General features: G+C 56.2%; 4 protein-coding genes. All 4 read left to right on the forward strand.

Translation table 11 applies throughout. The features are described from left to right. Positions 1-253: 253 nt before the first annotated feature. The 4 genes from BDE01S_RS09940 to BDE01S_RS09955 are packed head-to-tail and all read left to right on the forward strand — an operon-like array spanning position 254 to position 2,265. Positions 254-997: a beta-ketoacyl synthase chain length factor gene (locus BDE01S_RS09940; protein WP_066081032.1), complete on the forward strand. Its 744-nt coding sequence runs from the start codon at positions 254-256 to the stop codon at positions 995-997. Beyond that, complete coding sequence (locus BDE01S_RS09945; RefSeq protein ID WP_066081041.1) at positions 994-1,752, forward strand: lysophospholipid acyltransferase family protein; 759 nt, start codon at positions 994-996, stop codon at positions 1,750-1,752. The genes BDE01S_RS09940 and BDE01S_RS09945 overlap by 4 nt, the downstream gene beginning before the upstream one ends. After that, on the forward strand, positions 1,749-2,009 hold the full coding sequence (locus BDE01S_RS09950; RefSeq protein WP_066081034.1) for a phosphopantetheine-binding protein: 261 nt from the start codon (positions 1,749-1,751) through the stop codon (positions 2,007-2,009). Before BDE01S_RS09945 ends, BDE01S_RS09950 begins: the two co-directional genes overlap by 4 nt. Before the next feature lie 10 nt (positions 2,010-2,019). Beyond that, the gene (locus tag BDE01S_RS09955; RefSeq protein WP_066081037.1) at positions 2,020-2,265 is read left to right on the forward strand and encodes an acyl carrier protein; all 246 of its coding nucleotides are present in this window, start codon (positions 2,020-2,022) and stop codon (positions 2,263-2,265) included. The last annotated feature ends 311 nt before the right edge of the window (positions 2,266-2,576 follow it).

The raw sequence follows: 2,576 nt of genomic DNA on the forward strand, positions 1-2,576 counted from the left end.
TTGCCGCCTTGTTTCATTCTGTGTTCTCCGACTACACAAAACATTCAGCCTGCGCAGTCCGGTTTTTAGGAATTTAACTATAACAGAGTTTGAGCCGGGATTGCCAGCTGCGGGGCGGTATCGGGCTTTTCCTAACGGGAAAGTGTCTGCGTGCCAATAACGGCTTGGCTTGGCGGCCGATTTGTGCTAAAACTGGCCTTTGTTAATTTAATTCGTTAAAATAACGTAAATTGTAAATATTTGAAAGACTTTCATGCCTGCCGTGTCTTGCCGTTTCAGTTTTGATATTGCCGAGTGGCACGCTTCGTCCGACCGTTTGGCGGATGATGCGCAATGGCAGGCGTGGGCAAAAGCGCCGCAATCGTTCGATTTAACGGCAGAACACAAACCCGCTTTGGCTTTTCTGCCCGCCATGCAGCGCCGCCGCCTGAGCCGCTCGGCGCGTTTGGTCTGCGATGCGGCGTGGGCGCTGGCCGACCGCCATCCGGCCGCGCCTTTGGTGTATGCCTCGCACGACGGCGAGTTGAACCGCAGCTTTGAGTTGTGGCTGGAGCTGATGAAATCGGGCACGGTGTCGCCGACTTCCTTCGGCCTGTCGGTACACAATGCCTTGGCCGGGCAGTGGGCGGTGCTGCGCGGCGATATGCGCGAAAACACGGCGCTGGCGGTGGGAGCGGACGGTTTGGAAGCGGCTCTGGCGGAAACCTGTGCGCTGCTGGAGGAAGGCGCGGAGTCGGTATTATTGGTGATTGCCGATGACCCGCTGTCGGACGGATATGCCGTCAAAGCCGAACGTGCGCCCTTTGCCTATGCGCTGGCAATGGTGGTCACTAAGGGCAGCCGCTATACCTTGGCGTTGACGGACAGGCCGTCTGAAAATCTGCCCGAAGCACCTTATTGGGGTGCTTTGGACTGGATACGCTTCATGCTCGCGGACGGCTCGGAAGCAATCCGCAATTACGGCACGCGCACTTGGATCTGGAGCAAACAGCCGTGAAGTCCCTGAATTACTGCCGCCGTTTTCTCGCCACTTTGTCCGGCTTTGTATTGTTCGGTATCGGCGGCGTGGCGTTCAAGCTGGTGCTGCTGCCTTACACGCTGCGCGGCACTCAGGGCGACGTGGCGCGGCAAATCCGGGCGCGGCGGCTGATTGGCGGTATTTGGCGTTTTTTCGTACGCTATCTGGTTTGCTCGGGCGTATTGAGCGTGAAGTTTCACGGCTTGGAAAAGCTCGGCCACCCCGGCCAGCTCGTGTTGGCAAACCACCCGTCTTTGCTGGATGTGGTGCTGCTCATCAGCCATGCGCCGGAGATGAACTGCATCGTCAAAAAAGACCTGCAACACAACCCCGCCATGAGCAGCCAAATCAAAGCGGCGGGCTATATTCCCAACGAAGAATCCGAAGCCATGCTCGATACCGTGGCCGAAGTGTTCCGAAGCGGGCAGAGCCTGCTGGTGTTTCCCGAAGGCACGCGCACGGGCTGGGACGGGCAGGTCAAAATGCACCGCGGCGCGGTATCGCTGGGCTTGCGCAGCGCGCAAACCATTACGCCCGTGTGCATTAAAATGAACCCGCCTAATTTTAAAAAAGGCCAGCCGTGGTACAAAATCCCGCCGCACACCGTACATTATGAAATCACCGTCGGCGACGACATCGACCCGCAGGAATGGCTGGCCGAAAAGCCGCTGCCGATTGCGGCACGCCGTCTGAATACCTATCTGCAAGACTATTTCACAAGGAAAACCACATGAGCGCATTAGAAAACCAAATCAAACAACTCATCATCGACAGCCTCGGCTTGGAAGACATGACCGCCGCCGACATCGGCAGCGAAGCCCCGCTCTTCGGCGACGGCGGTTTGGGTTTGGACTCCGTTGACGCGCTGGAACTCGGTTTGGCCGTACAAAAAACCTTCGGCTTCCAAATGGACGGTGAAAACGACAATCTGCGCGAACATTTCGCCAACGTCGCCACCCTCGCCCGTTTTATCGAAAGCCGCACCGCATAAGGAAACCATCATGACCGAACAAGAAATCCGCCGAATCCTGACCGACGCGCTGGTCAATTTATTCGAAATCGATCCGGAGCGCATTACGCCCGACACCAACCTCTACGAAGATTTGGAAATCGACAGTATCGATGCCATCGATCTGATTGACCACATCAAACGCCAAACCGGACGCAAGCTGCAGGCCGAAGATTTCCGCAACGTGCGCACGGTGGAAGACGTGGTGCAGGCTGTGTTGAAAATTCAGGCGGAGTAAGCGCAGGTCGGGCGTAGGTCGGGCATTGATGCCCGACAGATTGATACCGCAACCTATGTCCAATGAAACCGATATGCCGCGCAGGGGCGGGTTTTACACCTGCCCGTAGTGCCGGTTCCCCAAACGTTTACGGTCATTTCACCATTGGCGGGAGGGTGTAAAACCCTCCCCTACAACACTGCCGCAAACCGTAGGTCGGGCACTTTTGCCCGACAAATCGTTGCGGTGCCTGACCGTTTCAAACGTTGATGCCAAATGTCGGGCAAAAGTGTCCGACCTACAATAATCGATATAGTCATTTAAAATAAGAA

Origin of the sequence: Bergeriella denitrificans NBRC 102155 (genome assembly GCF_001592185.1) — a bacterium.
In the GTDB taxonomy this organism is placed as follows: domain Bacteria; phylum Pseudomonadota; class Gammaproteobacteria; order Burkholderiales; family Neisseriaceae; genus Neisseria; species Neisseria denitrificans.

What these genes read in the sequence shown, in the direction of transcription:
- BDE01S_RS09940 (WP_066081032.1), top strand. Translation starts at nt 254, where the DNA reads ATGCCTGCCGTGTCTTGCCGTTTCAGTTTTGATATTGCCGAGTGGCAC.
- BDE01S_RS09950 (WP_066081034.1), top strand. Translation starts at nt 1,749, where the DNA reads ATGAGCGCATTAGAAAACCAAATCAAACAACTCATCATCGACAGCCTC.
- BDE01S_RS09955 (WP_066081037.1), top strand. Translation starts at nt 2,020, where the DNA reads ATGACCGAACAAGAAATCCGCCGAATCCTGACCGACGCGCTGGTCAAT.